The organism is Pseudomonas helmanticensis (assembly GCF_900182985.1).
Taxonomy (GTDB): Bacteria; Pseudomonadota; Gammaproteobacteria; order Pseudomonadales; family Pseudomonadaceae; genus Aquipseudomonas; species Aquipseudomonas helmanticensis.
In genome coordinates this window covers 3020867-3037489 of record NZ_FXUY01000001.1, presented here as the reverse complement: position 1 = coordinate 3037489, position 16623 = coordinate 3020867, and the positions used below count along the sequence as shown (strand labels likewise).

Below are 16623 nucleotides of genomic sequence, written 5' to 3'. Positions count from 1 at the left end.
TGACGCTCAGCTCTGGCAAAATGTGCGTTGAATGAGTTATCGGCGGTTTTTGCCGCTCCTTGAATTTTTGAGCGTGTTTTCCATGATTGAGCAACCCGCGGCCTGCCGCATCCATGTCGAAGCCCTCGGCGCGACGTATGAAGCGCAAGCTGCGCAGTGGGCCGAGCGTCTAGGTCTGCCGCTGGCAGTGGCAGACGGCGAGTTTGCCTTGCAGGTCGGCGAGCAGGGTTTGCAGCTGCAACAACTCGGCCCGGAAGCGCCGGGGCCGGTGCGCGTCGACTTCGTTGAAGGTGGCGCGGCACATCGACGTTTATACGGCGGTGGCAGCGGGCAGATGATCGCCAAAGCTGTCGGCGTCGCGCAAGGTGTGCGTCCACGGGTGCTGGATGCGACGGCGGGGCTGGGCAAGGATGCGTTTGTGCTGGCCAGTCTTGGTTGCGAGATGAGCCTGATCGAGCGTCAGCCACTGATCGGCGCGCTGCTGGAGGATGGTCTGGCACGTGGTGCGGAGGATTTCGAGGTGGCGCCGATCGTGGCGCGGATGAAGTTGCTCAAGGGCAACTCCATCGAGGTCATGCAGAACTGGGAAGGCGAGGCACCGCAGGTGATCTATCTCGATCCGATGTTTCCCCATCGTGAGAAGACCGCGCTGGTGAAGAAGGAGATGCGTCTGTTCCGGCCGTTGGTCGGCGATGATCCGGATGCGCCGGCGTTGCTCGAAGCCGCGTTGGCGTTGGCGACGCACCGGGTGGTGGTCAAACGCCCGCGCAAAGCACCGTGCATTGCGGGGCCGAAGCCGAGTCATGCGCTGGATGGCAAATCGAGCCGGTATGACATTTATCCGAAGAAAGCACTCAAGCCTTAAAACCGAGTCGGCCCTATCGCGAGCAGGCTCACTCCTACAATTGATCTGTGGTGCACACAAATCCACTGTAGGAGTGAGCCTGCTCGCGATAGGGCCAGCCAAACAGCGCAAAAGCTAGGGTTTGTAAGCCCGCATAAACAACCCCACCACTTCCTCAATATGGCTCTCCGAAGCCTCTTCGCTCAACGGCTCGCCACAGCCATACAGCAACCGAAAATTCCCCGCGCCTTTGATCAGGCAAAAGAAATGCTCGGCCGCATTGCGCGGCAGATCGATGCTCAGCACGCCGCTGTCATGGATTTGCGTCAGCAACCGCTCCATGCCTTGCACCATGCGCTGCGGTCCCGCCTCGAAGAAGATCAGCGACAGCTTCGGATCCTGAACCCCCAGCGCCATGATCAAACGGTGCAGATTCACCGATTCATCGCTGTTGATCAGGTGATGAAAGCCTCGGGCAATGTTCAGCAACACATTTTCCACGGCAATGCCTTCGGGCAATTCGAAGAACAATGGCGGTAATTGCTCCTCGCATTTGGCCACTACGGCGGCGGAGAACAGCGTCTCCTTGTCGTTGAAATGGCTGTAGACCGTTAGCTTCGACACGCCGGCCTCGCTGGCGACCGCGTCCATGCTGGTGTTGGCATAGCCATGACTCAGAAACAGAATTTTCGCCGCGTCGAGGATCGCCTGGCGCTTGGCCAGGTCCTTGGGGCGGCCCGGGCCGTTTGGAGCTGAAAGATTGTTCGACATTCTTCGCTTTTATTACTGGACTGGTGAGTTTGCTATTAATAACATACCCGCCAGTATAATTATTCCAAGCACCATTAGCGAAAGGTCCGTCACCATGTTCCGCCATGCGTTGTCCTTTGCGTTGCCAGCGAGTCTGGCGTTGTTATTGTCCGCATGCGGTCAGGAAGAGGCGACGCAAGTCACCGTACGACCGGCCATGGTGGTGCAGCCAGAGCCTTCGGCGCAGGCGATGGAAAGTTATCCGGGCGAGGTGCGTGCCCGTTACGAACCCGATCTGGCGTTCCGTATCGGCGGCAAAGTCAGCCGACGACTGGTCGATGAAGGTCAGCGCGTGAAGGCTGATCAGCCACTCGCCGAACTCGATCCGCAGGACGTGCGTCTGCAACTCGAAGCCACTCGCGCACAAGTGGCCGCCGCCGAAGCGAATCTGACCATGGTGCGCGCCGAGCGTGATCGCTACAAAACCCTGATGGATCGGCAGATGGTCAGCCGCTCGGCGTATGACAACGCCGAAAACCTTTACCGTTCCGGTGAAGCCCGCCTCAAACAAATCAAAGCCGAATTCAACGTATCGACCAATCAGGCCAGTTACGCGGTGCTGCGTGCGCCACAGGATGGCGTGGTGGCCAAGCGTTCGGTGGAGGTCGGCCAGGTGGTCGCCGCCGGGCAAACCGTGTTTACCCTCGCCACCGATGGCGAGCGCGAAGTGTCGATCAGCCTGCCGGAGCAGAGCTTTGGCCGCTTCAAGGTGGGTCAGCCGGTGACCGTCGAATTATGGACGCAACAGAACCAGCGCTTCGCCGGACAGATCCGCGAACTGTCGCCGGCTGCCGATCCACGCTCGCGCACATTCGCCGCACGGATTTCCTTTACCAGCGGCAAAGTCCCGGCGGAACTGGGGCAGAGCGCCCGTGTGTTCGTGCAATCGGCCGATGCGCTGTCGCTGTCCGTGCCGCTCTCGGCGCTGACCGCTGAAAACGGCGCGACCTATGTCTGGGTCGTCAACGGCAATAACACCCTGAAGAAAACCCCGGTGCGCGTCGGCCCGTTCGGCGAGAAAACCGTGCCGGTGCTCGAAGGTCTGAACGCCAGCGACTGGGTAGTCGCCGCCGGCGTGCATGTGCTTTTGGAGGGGCAGCAGGTGCGTCCGGTGGATCGCTCCAACCGTGTGGTCAATCTGGCGGACAAGGAGTAAGTCCCGATGCGCTTCAACCTTTCCGAATGGGCGCTGCGTAATCGCCAGATTGTGCTGTTCCTGATGCTTTTGCTGGCCATCGTCGGTGCGTTGTCCTACACCAAACTCGGCCAGAGCGAAGACCCGCCGTTTACCTTCAAGGCCATGGTCATTCAGACCCGTTGGCCGGGTGCGACCGCGCAGGAAGTCTCGCGCCAGGTCACCGAACGCATCGAAAAGAAACTGATGGAAACCGGTGAGTACGAGCGCATCGTGTCGTTCTCGCGCCCCGGCGAATCGCAGGTCACGTTCATTGCCCGCGACTCGATGCATTCCAAGGAGATCCCCGACCTCTGGTATCAGGTGCGCAAGAAGGTCAGCGACATTCGCCAGACCTTGCCGCCGGATATCCAGGGACCATTTTTCAACGATGAATTCGGCACCACGTTCGGCAATATCTATGCGCTGACCGGCGACGGTTTCGATTACGCCGTGCTCAAGGATTACGCTGATCGCATCCAGATCCAGCTGCAACGGGTCAAGGACGTCGGCAAGGTCGACTTGCTCGGTTTGCAGGACGAGAAGATCTGGGTCGAGCTGTCCAACGTCAAACTGGCGACCCTTGGCTTGCCGCTGGCGGCGGTACAACAAGCGCTGCAAGAGCAGAACGCGGTGTCGACCGCCGGGTTCTTTGAAACCGGCAGCGAGCGCTTGCAGTTGCGGGTTTCGGGGAATTTCAAGACAGTCGATGAGATAAAGAACTTCCCCATCCGCGTTGGTGACCGGACGTTCCGCATTTCCGATGTGGCTGACGTGCGCCGTGGTTTCAACGATCCTCCGGCGCCGCGCATGCGTTTCATGGGCGAGGACGCGCTCGGTCTGGCCGTAGCGATGAAGGACGGTGGCGACATTCTCGTCCTCGGCAAAGCGCTGGAAGGCGAGTTCTCGCGCATCCAGAAAAACCTCCCGGCCGGCATGCAATTGCGCAAGGTTTCCGACCAGCCGGCGGCGGTGAAAACCGGGGTCGGTGAGTTTGTTCAGGTGCTGGTCGAAGCGCTGGCGATTGTCTTGCTGGTGAGTTTCTTCTCCCTTGGCGTGCGCACCGGCATGGTCGTCGCGCTGACCATTCCGCTGGTGCTGGCGATGACCTTCGCCTGCATGTATTACCTCGGCATCGGCCTGCACAAGATCTCCCTCGGTGCGCTGGTGCTGGCGCTCGGATTGCTGGTGGACGACGCGATCATCGCCGTGGAAATGATGGCGATCAAAATGGAGCAGGGCTTCGATCGCATTCGTGCGGCGAGTTACGCCTGGACCAGCACCGCGTTCCCGATGCTGACCGGTACGTTGATCACTGCCGCCGGTTTCCTGCCGATTGCCACGGCGCAATCCGGCACCGGCGAATACACCCGTTCAATCTTCCAGGTAGTGACCATCGCGCTGCTCGCCTCGTGGGTCGCGGCGGTGATGTTCGTGCCGTATCTGGGGGAAAAACTGTTGCCGGATCTGGCGAAAATTCATGCGGCCAAACACGGCACTGGCGATGGTCAGCCGGATCCGTACGGCACGCCGTTTTATCAGCGGGTGCGGCGTCTGGTCGAGTGGTGCGTGACGCACCGCAAAACCGTGATCGTGCTGACGGTCGGGCTGTTTATCGCTTCGGTGATGTTGTTCCGTTTCGTCCCGCAGCAATTCTTTCCGGCCTCCAACCGACTGGAGTTGATGGTCGATCTGAAACTGGCGGAAGGCGCGTCCTTGGCCAACACCACAGGCGAGGTCAAACGACTCGAAGCGATGCTCAAGGATCACGCGGGCATCGACAATTACGTCGCTTATGTCGGCACCGGTTCGCCGCGTTTTTACCTGCCGCTCGATCAGCAACTGCCGGCGGCAAGCTTCGCGCAGTTTGTGGTGTTGGCGAAGACCATCGAGGAGCGTGAAGCGCTGCGCAGCTGGATGATCGAGACACTCAACGAGCAATTCCCGGCGCTGCGTTCGCGGGTCACTCGCTTGGAAAACGGCCCGCCGGTTGGTTATCCGGTGCAGTTCCGCGTCACCGGCGAACACATCGAAGAAGTCCGTGCATTGGCGCGCAAGGTCGCGGCCAAGGTTCGCGAGAATCCGCACGTGGTCAATGTGCATCTGGATTGGGAGGAACCGAGCAAAGTCGTGTACCTGAATATCGATCAGGATCGTGCCCGGGCGCTGGGTGTAAGCACGGCCAATCTGGCGAAATTCCTGCAGAGTTCGTTGACCGGGTCGAGTGTCAGTCAGTACCGCGAAGACAACGAGTTGATCGAGATTCTGCTGCGCGGCACGGTGCATGAGCGCACTGAACTGTCGTTGTTGCCGAGTCTGGCGGTACCGACCGATAACGGCCGCAGCGTGGCGTTGTCGCAGATTGCCACGCTGGAATACGGCTTTGAAGAAGGGATTATCTGGCATCGCAATCGGCTGCCGAACGTCACCGTACGAGCGGACATCTATGGCAAGGAGCAGCCGGCGACCCTGGTCAAGCAGATCATGCCGACGCTGGACTCGATTCGCGCCGAGTTGCCGGATGGTTATCTGCTGGATGTCGGCGGCACCGTGGAAGATTCCGAGCGCGGGCAGAAGTCGGTGAATGCCGGGGTGCCGATGTTCATCGTCGTGGTGCTGACGTTGCTGATGGTGCAGTTGCGCAGTTTTTCGCGCACGGCGATGGTGTTTTTGACCGCGCCATTGGGCTTGATCGGGGTGACGTTGTTCTTGATGGTGTTCCGCCAGCCGTTCGGGTTTGTGGCGATGTTGGGGACCATTGCGTTGTCGGGGATGATCATGCGCAATTCGGTGATTCTGGTGGATCAGATCGAGCAGGATATCGCTTCCGGCCTTAAGCCCTGGCAGGCGATCATCGAGGCGACGGTGCGGCGGTTCCGGCCGATTGTGTTGACGGCGCTGGCGGCGGTGTTGGCGATGATTCCGTTGTCGCGCAGTGTATTTTTCGGGCCGATGGCGGTAGCGATCATGGGCGGGTTGATTGTCGCTACGGCTCTGACTTTGTTGTTTTTGCCGGCGTTGTATGCGGCTTGGTTCAGGGTTCGGCGCGAGGCTTGATCTTTGGTTTGACGTGGCGGCCTTCGGGCCGACCATGTTTTGGGTGTTCCTTGTGAATATCCGTTTCTGCGGGGATCAAAAGCAGGCGAGCTGACACTCAACCTGATTGGGGGGCGGGCTTGCCGTGATTCCATGTAGGAGCTGCCGAAGGCCGCGATCTTTTGATCTTGTCTTTGATATAAACACCCAAGATCAAAAGATCGCAGCCTTCGGCAGCTCCTACACGGTGGGTTACAACGTGCCGAAGACTTTCTTCGCCAGACTGGTCGCTGCAGCGGCAGGGTTTTGACGGATGGTTTCTTCCTGTTTGCCGATCATTTCAAACAAGCCATTCAGCGCCTGCTCGGTCACGTAGTTTTCGACATTCGCGCTTTTCGCATCGACAACACCGAAGGCCGCAGCCTGGCCGGCGAACGAGTTGTACTTCTGCGCCACGCCAACCTTGTCGGTGGACTGTTTGACGATCGGCAAGAACTTGGCGCGGATCTGTTCGCGGCTGGATTTGTCGAGGTATTGGGTGGCCGAGTCCTTGCCGCCGCTGAGGATGCCCTTGGCGTCTTCCACGCTCATTTTCTTCACGGCATCGACGAGGATGGGCTGGGCCTGAGTCACGGCGCTTTCCGCCGCTTTGTTCATCGCAGTTTCAAGTTCTTCGACCTGAGCCCCCATGCCAAACGCTTTCATCTTGCTGGCAGCTTTGCCGAGTTTGCCCGGCAGCTCGATCTTCACATCGGGGTTGTTGCTGAAGCCACCCGGGGTGCCCAGTTGTTTGACGGCAATTTGCGCACCTTGGGTCAGGGCGTCCTTGAGGCCGCCGGTAGCGTCTTTTTGCGACAGGTCGCTGAGCGACAGGGCCATGGCGTTGGCGCAGATCATCAGGCCCGCGCACAGGCCGGCGAAGCGAAGGGTAGGGCGGAGCATGGCGGCTTCCTTGTTGCAGAATATGAATTAACGAATGGCGTCGACGCGGATTTTCAGCGGCTGCGGGTCGTTGCCGTCGAGTTGCACGGCGTGGTTTTCGGTGGTGATGAACATCAGCTCACCATTCACTTCAATGCGTGCGCTGACCGAATAACGGTGACCGGGTTTGACTTGCGCCGGATCGTAGCTCAAGTGAAAAGGCAGTGGTACCTGACCTTGGACCGGGCCTTTCTGCTCGTCGAGTACGACGGCGGGCGCATCGGCCAGAGAAATGTCTTGCAGGCTCACGCTGAGGGTCGCGCTCGGTGGCAGAGCGATGCGCTGCAGGTAGAACACTTCGCCATCGAGGCCGACCTTGCCGGCCGGTGTGGTCGATTGGCAGGCGCTCAACAAAGTGGCAGCGGCGAGAAGGGTGAGTTTTTTCATCGGGACCTCTGTGACTTTTGCGCCGGAAGAATCCCGGCACCGAAGGGGAATCTAGCGGATTTTGTCATTAACGTCAGTGAACAAACGTAATGGTTTTTTCAGCCATTGCGCGATCCACTGCGATAGCCACGAGCCCAGGTTGGGCGAAACCGGCGCAAGTTCGACATGCGACGGCGTGACCAGAATGGATTGACGGTAGCGATTTTCAACACCGCTTAACGCATAACGCCTACCGGGCATGACGCTGTCCGGATCGTATTGCAGATAAAACGAAGCGGCGGTTCGTTCATCGTGTGTGATGCGGGCAAGTTGTGTATCGGGATGATCTGCATCGTGCAGGCTGATCGTTACAGCTTCGTGTTCAGCAACCGTGCGCGGCTCCTGAACTTGCACATGCAAAAAACCGATCGGACTCAAATGCAGCGTCTGTCGGTGCGGGGCTGTGTTGACGATAACAAAGTAATCCAGCGCCAACAGTAGTGGCTGTTGGTCATGAAACATCTGAACGTTGATCTGATATTTCACGCCGACATCGTGGTAGTGATGCGGGAAAGAGAACTTCCAGTCGATATCGAAAACTGACGGGTGTCGCCAGTCTTTGATGGTAATCGGCGGAGTTAAAGTAATGGCTTTGACGCTGACCACCGTTTCATTCTCACCGCCCTCAGGAGCGCGGAAGTCTGGGGGCAGACGGAAGTCGACGGTGACAATGGGAGTTTGTTCGTGCAACAGGCTCATCTCGATATCCTTATCGCGATTATTAACGTGAGCCTATTTATTCACGAATCAACTAACGAGAGAACCCGGCGGGCTCTCCGTTAGTTATCGGCAAGTTTCAGCCTTCGGCAATGACCGCCGTTTCAGCCGCATCTTCACTGCGATGCAATGCCACTTGGCGGATCGACAATCGAATGTCCGCTGGCAATACGCGCTTCGCCGCACCTTCCGCCAGTTCGCCGAGCAGCTCGTGATAACTCAGTTTGCCGGCCTCGTCGCGACGCAGCACGTCGAGGTCGAGCAGGGTCTGGATAAAGTGACGGAACAGGCTCTTGTCGAAAAACTCCGGGGCGTTGAGGCCATGGAGGATCGACAGGCGCTGGGCCATCACGGTGCAGAGGTCTTCAAGCTCTTCGGCGCTGATGCTGTTCTGGCCGCTGTTGAGCAGCAAGGACACGGTCATGTAGAAGCGCTGCAAGGTCTGCGCGATGCTCTTCGACAGCAGCGTCAGCAAGACAAAATGTCGCGAGCTCGGTGCTGGGCGCAGGTAGACATCCTTCTCGAAACGCAGCAAGCCTTGCTCGACAAACGCTTCCAGCCACTGATCGACCACGCCATCCAGTTCTTCCAGAGACCAGCGAATGAACAGCTCCGATTGCAGGTACGGATACAGCGCACGGGTGTAGCGCAGGATCTGTTCGCGGCTCATGCGCGAAGCGCTCTGGAAGAAACTCGCCAGCAGCGCCGGCAGGGCGAAAATGTGCAAAACGTTGTTGCGGTAGTAAGTCATCAGGACGGCGTTCTGCTCATCCAGATAAAGAATCTTGCCCAGCGCATCGTTCTGCTCGGCGAGCAGGTCCATGTCCTTCACATGTTCGATCAACGCACGACCATCGCCTTCCGGCAGCGTGGTGTGCGGCGAATACGGAACCTTGCGCAGCAACGCCAGATACAAATCCAGCACGCGGGCCATAGCGCGATCGTCCAGCGCCAGGCGCGTGGTCGACAGCAGCGCCAGCGCTACAAGGTTGACCGGGTTGATCGCCGCTGCTTCGTTCAAATGCTGCGCGACTTTCTCGCCGAGGCGGTTGGTGGTTTCGTTGAGCCACGCCGGTTTGTATTGTGGGCCGAGTTCCTGCTGGCGCCAGTCCGGTTGCTCGGCGTCGAGGAATTCCGCCAGTTTGATCGGCTCGCCGAAGTTCACCGCGACCTGACCAAAGCGTTGCTTGAGTGCGCCGATGACTTTGAAGATGTCGAAGATCGACTCTTTCTTCTTGCTCGCGCCACGCAGTTCGCCGAGGTAGGTACGACCTTCCAGCACGCGCTCGTAACCGATGTACACCGGCACAAACACGATCGGCATCCGCGACGAACGCAGGAAACTGCGCAAGGTAATCGCGAGCATGCCGGTTTTCGGTTGCAGCATGCGCCCGGTGCGCGAGCGACCGCCCTCGACGAAGTACTCGACCGGGAAGCCTTTGGTGAACAGGGTGTGCAGATACTCGTTGAACACCGAGGTGTACAGCGGGTTGCCCTTGAATGTGCGGCGCATGAAGAACGCGCCGCCGCGACGCAGCAGGCTGCCGATCACCGGCATGTTGAGGTTGATTCCGGCGGCGATGTGCGGCGGGGTCAGGCCGTTGCGGAACAGCAAATACGAGAGCAGCAGGTAATCGATGTGGCTGCGGTGGCACGGCACGTAGATCACTTCGTGACCCTGGGCGACCTTCTGCACGCCTTCGATGTGATTGACCTTGATGCCGTCGTAGATCTTGTTCCAGAACCAGCTCAGCACCACTTCGAGGAAGCGGATCGCGGTGTAGGTGTAGTCCGAGGCAATTTCGTTGCCGTAGCGCAGGGCCTGGGCCTTGGCTTTCTCCGGCGAGATGTTTTCGCGCTCGGCTTCGTCGAGGATCGCTTGCTTGACCAGCGGCTGGTTGAGCAGGCCTTTGACCAGATTGCGGCGGTGGGAAATGTCCGGGCCGATCACCGCTGCTTTGAGATTGCGGAAGTGTACGCGCAGGATCCGCTGGGCCATGCGCACGGTGCGTTCGTGGCCCTTGTTGTGTTCGATCAGCTCGCGCAGGTGGATCGGCGCGGAAAACTGCACGCGGGTTTTACGCCCGAGGACGATGATGCTCAGCAGCCGGCGCAGGCGCCCGGTGACGGCCCAGCTGTCGGCGAACAAGAGTTTCCACGGACTGTTTTCGCTGTCCGGCGATTGGCCCCAGAACACGCTGACCGGAATGATCTGCGCGTCTTCGGCAGCGTTCTGGGTGAGGGCGCTGACCAATCGGGTCAGGGTCGGCGGTGCACCGCGTTTGTCCTGGCGACCGAGCCAGTCCGGATCCGGCGTCAGATAGAAAAACGCCGCCGGTTCGATCAGCGAACCGACCGACACCGGCAGCACCGGACGCGGCAGGCCGGCCTTGGTGCACTCGGTGTCGAGCACGGCCAGATCGGTCAGCGAAGGGTTTTGCAGGACGTAGAACACCGGACGACTGCGGTCGAGGTTGAGGGTGAACGACGACTGGTTGATCGTCTCCGAGCGAACCCAGAGATACAACAGTCGGCGCAAGGTGCCAAACACAAGACGGCGGAACGGGGAACGGGTCATACGGCTTCTGCGTGAGTGAATAAAACCGAGCAGATGCTCGGGCGGTCGATAGTGTGCCGGATTCGCTGAAAATCGGCAAAAAAGCGGCGAAGTAATCTCCTGTTGAGAGTTTTCGCGCCTGTCATATACTCGGCGGTCTGTCGCCGGGGCCCTTGTATGGACGTCGGACGCAGGTTGATGTTCCGCAAAGGCTTTCCTGCGAAAAGCCTGTTCAATAATAAAAAAGGAGTATGAACAGATGGCAACCCGTGAAACCGGCAACGTGAAGTGGTTCAACGACGCCAAGGGCTACGGCTTTATCCAGCGCGAAGACGGGGTGGACGTGTTCGTGCACTACCGCGCGATTCGTGGCGAAGGGCATCGGTCGCTGACGGAAGGCCAGCAGGTCGAGTACGCGGTGATTACTGGCGAGAAGGGCTTGCAGGCGGAAGACGTTGTAGGCCTGTGATGATCGTTCCCACGCTCTGCGTGGGAATGCCTCAACGGACGCTCCGCGTTCGCTTTGGGACGCAGAGCGTCCCGGACTGCATTCCCACGCGGAGCGTGGGAACGATCAATGCGGTGTATCAGTCACCATTCATATCGACTGACACTACGCATTCGCGAGCAGGCTCGCTCCCACATTTGTATCCGCGTTGCCTGTTGTTACGCGGTTTTCCAGGTGATTTCTTCTTCACCGTCTTCGCTGATGCGCATCCAGCGATCCGCCGTTTCCTCACCTTCTTCCTCGACCCACGTCCCCGGCGCGCAACGTACTTCGACGTTCAGCGCAGCAAACGCTGCGCGAGCGCAGGCGATGTCGTCGTCCCATGGGGTCGCATCGCTTTCCAGGTACAGGCTGTTCCATTTGCCCACGGCTTTCGGCAGCCAGGTCACCGGCACGTTGCCGGCCTTGCACTTCCAGGTCTGGCCTTTCTGCACCCAGTCGCTGCATGGGCCCAGTGCTTCGCCCAGCCAGGCCGAAATGGCCTTGTGGTCGACGTCGGCGTCTTTCAGGTAAATCTCGATATCCGGTTGGCGCATGGATGTCCTCACTGCGGGTCTGAAAAATCCATTCGCGGATTTAGCCGGCCCCGGGCACTTGCCCGAGACCAAAAGTTATTGAAGAACGAAATAATCGTAGCGCATCGACACGGTGGTCTCGAACGGCTCGGCCTGTTCGATGACTGCCGCGCGACGCTCGGCACTGGCGCGCCAGCCGTGGGGAGTCATCGCCAACAGGTTGGCGCGATCCTCGGGCTTGTCCAGCGTCAGTTTGAATTCCAGGGTTTCACTGTGTGCCAGCGCCATGCCTTCTGGCACCAGAGCCAGGTGCTTGTCGTCGGTGTACTCGCGCACTTCGTCGTACAGGCGTTCGCGCAGTTCCATCAGGTGGCCGCTGGTCGGGCCGACTTTCATCAGACCACCGCCGACACTGAGCAGACGTTTGGCTTCTGCCCAATCCAGCGGACTGAAAACGCTGGCGAGAAACTGGCAACTGCCCGACGCCAAAGGCACGCGGGCCATGCTGGCGATCAACCAGCTGATCGCCGGGTTACGCTTGCAGGCGCGTTTGACCGCTTCGCGGGAGATATCCAGCGCGTAGCCATCGGCGTTCGGCAAGGCCTCGGCGATTTGCGCGGTGTAATAACCCTCACCACAGCCTATATCGACCCAGCGATCCGGCGCATAACTCGCCGCCAGCTCAGCCAGACGCTTGGCCACCGGCGCGTAATGGCCAGCGTTGAGGAAATCACGACGCGCTTCGACCATAGCCTGGTTGTCGCCCGGGTCGCGGCTGTTCTTGTGCTGCACCGGCAGCAGGTTCAGGTAACCCTGCCGCGCACGGTCGAAGCGGTGGCCGGCGGGGCAGACCACGCCGTTGTCCACCGCGTTCAGCGGCTCACTGCAAATGGGGCAAGCAAGCATCAGGCGAGCAACTTGATCAGGGTCTGGTAGTAGATCTCGGTCAGCACGTCGAGATCCGCCGCCAGCACGCGTTCGTTGACCTGATGGATGGTCGCATTGACCGGCCCCAGTTCAACCACTTGCGTGCCCATGGTCGCGATAAAACGACCATCGGACGTCCCGCCGCTGGTCGACGCCTTGGTTTCGCGACCGGTGATCGCCTTGATGCTCGCCGACACCGCGTCGAGCAGCGCGCCCGGTTCGGTGAGGAACGGCAGGCCGGACAGCGCCCAGTCGATGTGCCAGTCCAGATCGTGTTTGTCGAGGATGTCGGCGACGCGTTTCTGCAGGCCTTCGACAGTCGATTCTGTAGAGAAACGGAAGTTGAACACCGCTACCAGATCGCCCGGAATCACGTTGGTCGCGCCGGTGCCGGAATTGAGGTTGGAGATCTGGAAACTGGTTGGCGGGAAGAAATCGTTGCCGTTATCCCAATGCTCGGCGGCCAGTTCGGCCAGCGCTGGAGCGGCAAGGTGGATCGGGTTCTTCGCCAGATGCGGGTAAGCGACGTGGCCCTGAATGCCTTTGACCGTGAGCTTGGCGCCAAGCGAGCCGCGACGGCCGTTTTTCACCACGTCGCCGACCAGCGTGGTGCTCGATGGTTCGCCGACGATGCACCAGTCCAGACGTTCGTTACGCGCGGCCAGACGCTCGACCACAGCCTTGGTGCCGTGGTGCGCCGGGCCTTCTTCGTCGCTGGTGATCAGGAACGCAACTTTGCCCTTGTGGTTCGGGTAGTCGGCGACGAAACGCTCGGCGGCGACGGTCATCGACGCGAGGCTGCCTTTCATGTCTGCCGCGCCACGGCCGCAGAGCATGCCGTGTTCATCGATCAACGCGTTGAACGGGTCGATCTGCCAAGCGGTGACCGGGCCGGTTGGCACCACGTCGGTGTGGCCGGCGAAGCACAGTACCGGACCGTCGTTGTTGCCGTGGGTCGCCCAGAAGTTATCCACATCTTCTATGCGCATCGGCTCGAGGCTGAAACCGGCATCGCCCAGGCGCTGCATCATCTGCTTCTGGCAATCGGCGTCGACCGGCGTCACGGATGGACGGCGGATCAGGTCGATGGCGAGTTGGAGGGTCGGCGAAAGGTCGGCGTGGGCCGTCATGTAATAACTCCGGGTGCGCACGGTAAACCTGTAGGAGCTGCCGCAGGCTGCGATCTTTTGATTTTGTTTTTTAAAATCAACAGCAAGATCAAAAGATCGCAGCCTGCGGCAGCTCCTACCGAGTTTGTTGGCATTGAAAAAGGCGGTCATTCTAAAGCAAAACGGCGGCCCGAAGGCCGCCGTTTGACGTTATCCGTTACCGATTATGCTGTTGCCGGCTCAGGCTTGGCCGCAGGTTTGGGCAGCGACGAGAGGAACGCCATGATCAGCGCCGCCAGATACGGCAGCGACTGCACCAACAACATCACTACCCAGAAACGCATGTCGTTGCTCGGGATGCCGTTGACCAGGTAGATCCCCAGCGCCGCGCCCCACAACAGCAGCATGATGAACAGCTCTTCCCGTGCTTCGGAAATCGCCACCCAGAAGCCATGGTTGTCGGCGTTTTTCGGCGTACGGAAGAACGGAATGCTGGTGGTAAAGAAGCCGTACAGCACCGCTTTGGCGATGGTGTGCGACAACGCCAATCCGGCCAGTGCCGCGCAGAATGCATCTTTCAGGTTCACGCCGACGGCGCGACGGTAGAGGAAGATGATCTTGCCGACCTTGAACACAAACAACGCCAGTGGCGGAATTGCAAAGATCAGCAACGGCGGATCGACCCGCTGCGGCACGATGATCATCGCCGCCGACCACAACAACGCGCCGACGGTGAAGAAGATGTTCATGCCGTCCGCGACCCACGGCAACCAGCCCGCGAGGAAGTGGTAGCGCTGACCGCGCGTCAGCTCGGTGTCCTTGCCGCGCAGCAGGCTGCGGGTGTGGCGCTTGATGATCTGAATCGCACCATAAGCCCAGCGGAAACGCTGTTTTTTGAAGTCGATAAACGTATCCGGCATCAGACCCTTGCCGTAGCTGTCGTGGTAATACGCCGCCGACAGGCCTTTTTCGAACACGCGCAGACCGAGTTCGGCGTCTTCACAGATGCACCAGTCAGCCCAGCCCAACTCTTCCAGCACCGAGCGCCGGGTCATGGTCATGGTGCCGTGCTGAATGATCGCGTCACGGTCGTTGCGGGTGACCATGCCGATGTGGAAGAAGCCTTTGTATTCGGCGTAGCAGAGCTTCTTGAAGGTGCTTTCGTTCTGGTCGCGATAATCCTGCGGCGACTGCACCACAGCGATTTTCGGGTCGGCGAAGTGCGGCACCATGTGCTTCAGCCATTTCGGGTGCACGCAGTAATCGGAGTCGATCACGGCGATCACTTCGGCGTCTTTGGCGGTGTGCGGAATCAGGTAGTTCAGCGCGCCGCCCTTGAAGCCGGCCAAAGGCGAGACGTGAAAGAACTTGAAGCGCGGGCCGAGTGTTGCACAGTAGTCGCGCACCGGTTCCCAGACCGCCGGGTCCTTGGTGTTGTTGTCGATGATCAGGACTTCGTAGTCCGGATAATCGAGCGCGGCGAGGGCGTCGAGGGTCTGTTTGACCATCTCCGGCGGCTCGTTGTAGCACGGCACGTGGATCGAGACTTTCGGGCGGTAATTAGAGTCGCCCTCGACCGGCAGGAATTCGCGTCGACGTTTGTGAATCCACACCGCTTCGGCCAATTCATGCGCTTCGGTCAGCAACACGATAAACACCCCGAGCGCGCCGAGCGCCAACAGGAATCCGACCGTCAAACTGAACCAGGTGCTGTATTGCAGGCTGTAGTCGTAACCGATCCACACCAGCACCGAACCGCAAAGGAAGGCGATAAAGGTCAGGAAGATCCGCCCACGTTGACGCAGGGCCGAACCGTCGATCATCAGCAAAGTCAGCGACAACAGCGCCAGCACTACCGAGCCGATCGCCAGTACGCGCCACTGCGGGATCGCGACCACCGGGCCTTCGAAGTTGAATTTCTGCTGACGCGCGGCGTTGAACACGCCCCAGTACGCGCCGACCGAACCTTCATCGCTGGCCTTCCACGGCTGGTCAAACGCTTCGATCACGAAGTAGTTGAAGCCTTGGCGGTTGAGCTTGTTGACCAGGTTGCGCAGATAGATCGCTTGATCCGCCGGCGACGCATCGGCGCCACCGCGCATGCGACCGTTGCTCGGCCAGCCGACCTCGGAGAGCAGCAGCGGTTTTTTCGGGAAGAGCTTTTTCAGGTCGCGGGCACGGTCGAAAACGAACTGGCCAGCCTTGTCGACCGGAATGAATTCCCAGTACGGCAGAACGTGCGCAGCGATCAGGTCAACGTGCTTGGCCAGCTCCGGGTGTTCTTCCCAGACGTGCCATTGCTCGGAGGTGGTCACCGGCACTTTCACCGCCGCGCGCACGCGATCGAGCAATACGCTCAGCTCTTGCGCGGTGATTTCCTTGCGGAAAATCGCTTCGTTACCGACCACCACGCGAACCACGCTGCGTGATGTGTTGGCCAGTTCGATGGCGCGCTGGATTTCCCGTTCGTTGCGTTCCTGGTCGGGACTGATCCAGATCCCCAGCGTCACGCGCAGGCCGAACTCTTCAGCCAGTTTCGGGATGTCTTGCAGCGAACCGTCGACCGAGTAGATGCGGATGTTGTCCGTCAGCTTGCTCATGATCTCCAGATCGCGGCGCATCTCGTCGTCAGTCGGGTACTGATCCTTTTGCGGATATTGTCCCTGCTGGAACGGCGAATAGGAGAAACCGGAGATTTGCTCCGGCCAGTTCGGCGCGGAGACCGGGCGGTTGATCAGCGCCCAGAAACCGGTGAACAGGGCGGCGATTGCCAGAACCACCACCAGGTTGAGTCCAAATTTACGCGATGACATAGCTATTTCGGGTTCCAAAGGCTGTGGAACGGAGGATCGGTCGGCTATACGCCCGAGGGGCGCGCATCCTACACCGGCTGTTCGCAAGTCGTACATCAGACAGGGAAATGCCCGACATTGGGCAGCCGACTTTGACTTAAGTTCTTACACTTGTAGCTGGAAGCTTAAAACTTGTCGCTGTGTAGCCCTATAATGCGCGCCGGTTT

General features: G+C 59.6%; 13 protein-coding genes. 4 read left to right on the top strand and 9 right to left on the bottom strand.

The window, feature by feature from the left end; translation table 11 throughout:
* The first annotated feature begins 82 nt into the window (after nucleotides 1-82).
* Nucleotides 83-865 carry a class I SAM-dependent methyltransferase gene (locus QOL84_RS13665; RefSeq protein ID WP_430458716.1) on the top strand — a complete coding sequence of 261 codons (783 nt, stop codon included), beginning with the start codon at nucleotides 83-85 and terminating at the stop codon, nucleotides 863-865.
* 114 nt (nucleotides 866-979) lie between these two features.
* On the opposite strand, the gene QOL84_RS13660 is transcribed toward QOL84_RS13665, so the two are convergent.
* Nucleotides 980-1615, bottom strand: a complete 636-nt coding sequence (locus tag QOL84_RS13660) for a TetR/AcrR family transcriptional regulator (RefSeq protein ID WP_283437537.1) — start codon at nucleotides 1613-1615, stop codon at nucleotides 980-982.
* Nucleotides 1616-1709: 94 nt separating this feature from the next.
* Between QOL84_RS13660 and QOL84_RS13655 the strand changes: the two genes are divergently transcribed.
* The gene (locus tag QOL84_RS13655; RefSeq protein WP_129389732.1) at nucleotides 1710-2810 is read left to right on the top strand and encodes an efflux RND transporter periplasmic adaptor subunit; all 1101 of its coding nucleotides are present in this window, start codon (nucleotides 1710-1712) and stop codon (nucleotides 2808-2810) included.
* Between the two features lie 6 nt (nucleotides 2811-2816).
* Nucleotides 2817-5885 carry an efflux RND transporter permease subunit gene (locus QOL84_RS13650; protein ID WP_283437536.1) on the top strand — a complete coding sequence of 1023 codons (3069 nt, stop codon included), beginning with the start codon at nucleotides 2817-2819 and terminating at the stop codon, nucleotides 5883-5885.
* Nucleotides 5886-6116: 231 nt separating this feature from the next.
* Here the strand turns inward: QOL84_RS13650 and QOL84_RS13645 are convergent, their stop codons facing one another.
* The 4 genes from QOL84_RS13645 to plsB form a co-directional block, all read right to left on the bottom strand.
* A complete protein-coding gene (locus QOL84_RS13645) occupies nucleotides 6117-6806 on the bottom strand; it encodes a DUF4197 domain-containing protein (protein WP_283437535.1) in 690 nt (229 codons plus the stop codon).
* A gap of 27 nt (nucleotides 6807-6833) precedes the next feature.
* On the bottom strand, nucleotides 6834-7232 hold the full coding sequence (locus QOL84_RS13640) for a YbaY family lipoprotein (RefSeq protein ID WP_129389741.1): 399 nt from the start codon (nucleotides 7230-7232) through the stop codon (nucleotides 6834-6836).
* Nucleotides 7233-7283: 51 nt separating this feature from the next.
* Nucleotides 7284-7970: a hypothetical protein gene (locus QOL84_RS13635; protein ID WP_283437534.1), complete on the bottom strand. Its 687-nt coding sequence runs from the start codon at nucleotides 7968-7970 to the stop codon at nucleotides 7284-7286.
* Between the two features lie 97 nt (nucleotides 7971-8067).
* A complete protein-coding gene (gene plsB / locus QOL84_RS13630; RefSeq protein ID WP_283437533.1) occupies nucleotides 8068-10566 on the bottom strand; it encodes a glycerol-3-phosphate 1-O-acyltransferase PlsB in 2499 nt (832 codons plus the stop codon).
* A gap of 238 nt (nucleotides 10567-10804) precedes the next feature.
* Between plsB and QOL84_RS13625 the strand changes: the two genes are divergently transcribed.
* Nucleotides 10805-11014: a cold-shock protein gene (locus tag QOL84_RS13625; protein WP_007908870.1), complete on the top strand. Its 210-nt coding sequence runs from the start codon at nucleotides 10805-10807 to the stop codon at nucleotides 11012-11014.
* Nucleotides 11015-11211: 197 nt separating this feature from the next.
* Here the strand turns inward: QOL84_RS13625 and QOL84_RS13620 are convergent, their stop codons facing one another.
* The 4 genes from QOL84_RS13620 to QOL84_RS13605 all read right to left on the bottom strand — a co-directional run bounded on the left by QOL84_RS13620 (nucleotide 11212) and on the right by QOL84_RS13605 (nucleotide 16417).
* The gene (locus QOL84_RS13620; protein ID WP_283437532.1) at nucleotides 11212-11589 is read right to left on the bottom strand and encodes a hypothetical protein; all 378 of its coding nucleotides are present in this window, start codon (nucleotides 11587-11589) and stop codon (nucleotides 11212-11214) included.
* Nucleotides 11590-11664: 75 nt separating this feature from the next.
* Nucleotides 11665-12474, bottom strand: coding sequence for a putative RNA methyltransferase (locus tag QOL84_RS13615; RefSeq protein ID WP_129389753.1), 810 nt, complete (start codon nucleotides 12472-12474; stop codon nucleotides 11665-11667).
* Nucleotides 12474-13625, bottom strand: a complete 1152-nt coding sequence (gene dapE / locus QOL84_RS13610; RefSeq protein ID WP_129389756.1) for a succinyl-diaminopimelate desuccinylase — start codon at nucleotides 13623-13625, stop codon at nucleotides 12474-12476. Before dapE ends, QOL84_RS13615 begins: the two co-directional genes overlap by 1 nt.
* 203 nt (nucleotides 13626-13828) lie before the next feature.
* Nucleotides 13829-16417: a glycosyltransferase gene (locus tag QOL84_RS13605; RefSeq protein ID WP_283437531.1), complete on the bottom strand. Its 2589-nt coding sequence runs from the start codon at nucleotides 16415-16417 to the stop codon at nucleotides 13829-13831.
* Between the last annotated feature and the right edge of the window lie 206 nt (nucleotides 16418-16623).